Origin of the sequence: Pseudoalteromonas sp. NSLLW218, from assembly GCF_015864775.1 — a bacterium.
Taxonomy (GTDB): Bacteria; Pseudomonadota; Gammaproteobacteria; order Enterobacterales; family Alteromonadaceae; genus Pseudoalteromonas.
Window position 1 is genome coordinate 1 of sequence record NZ_JADYWO010000032.1, and the last position, 1,186, is coordinate 1,186.

The 1,186-nt window shown below is 45.2% G+C and carries 1 protein-coding gene; it reads left to right on the forward strand.

The window, feature by feature from the left end; genetic code table 11:
- Positions 1–1,185 (forward strand): elongation factor Tu, encoded by a 1,185-nt coding sequence (gene tuf, locus I6E80_RS20310; protein WP_024596766.1) that lies wholly within the window; start codon positions 1–3, stop codon positions 1,183–1,185.
- Position 1,186 lies beyond the last annotated feature (1 nt).

Here is a 1,186-nt window from a genome sequence, read left to right on the forward strand (position 1 = left end):
ATGGCAAAAGAAAAGTTTGAACGCGTAAAACCGCACGTAAACGTTGGTACAATCGGCCACGTTGACCACGGTAAAACTACACTAACTGCAGCAATCACTAACGTACTTGCAAAAGTATACGGCGGTGTTGCTAAAGATTTCGCATCAATCGATAACGCTCCAGAAGAGCGCGAACGTGGTATCACTATTTCAACGTCTCACGTTGAATACGATACACCTACACGTCACTACGCACACGTAGATTGTCCTGGTCACGCCGATTATGTTAAAAACATGATCACTGGTGCTGCTCAAATGGACGGCGCGATCTTAGTAGTTGCTGCGACAGATGGCCCTATGCCACAAACGCGTGAGCACATCCTTCTTTCTCGTCAAGTTGGCGTTCCTTACATCATCGTGTTCATGAACAAATGTGACATGGTTGATGACGAAGAGCTACTTGAACTAGTAGAAATGGAAGTTCGTGAACTTCTTTCAGAATACGATTTCCCAGGTGATGACTTACCTCTAATCGCGGGTTCTGCGCTTAAAGCGTTAGAAGGCGAGAAAGAGTGGGAAGATAAGATTGTTGAGCTTGCAAATGCACTTGATTCTTACATCCCAGAGCCAGAGCGTGACATCGATAAGCCATTCATCATGCCTATCGAAGACGTTTTCTCAATCCAGGGTCGTGGTACAGTTGTAACTGGTCGTGTTGAAGCTGGTATCATCCGCATCAATGACGAAGTAGAAATTGTTGGTATCAATGATACAACTCGTTCTACTTGTACTGGTGTTGAAATGTTCCGTAAACTTCTAGACGAAGGTCGTGCTGGCGAAAACATCGGCGCACTTCTACGTGGTACTAAACGTGAAGACGTTGAACGTGGTCAAGTACTAGCTAAGCCTGGTTCAATCAACCCACATACTACATTCACTTCAGAAGTATACGTACTTTCGAAAGATGAAGGTGGTCGTCATACTCCATTCTTCAAAGGTTACCGTCCACAGTTCTACTTCCGTACAACTGACGTAACGGGTGACGTACAGTTACCAGAAGGCGTAGAAATGGTAATGCCTGGTGATAACATCAAGATGACAGTAACTCTAATCGCACCAATCGCGATGGATGAAGGTCTTCGTTTTGCTATCCGTGAAGGTGGCCGTACTGTAGGTGCTGGTGTTGTAGCAACTATCGTAGCGTAAT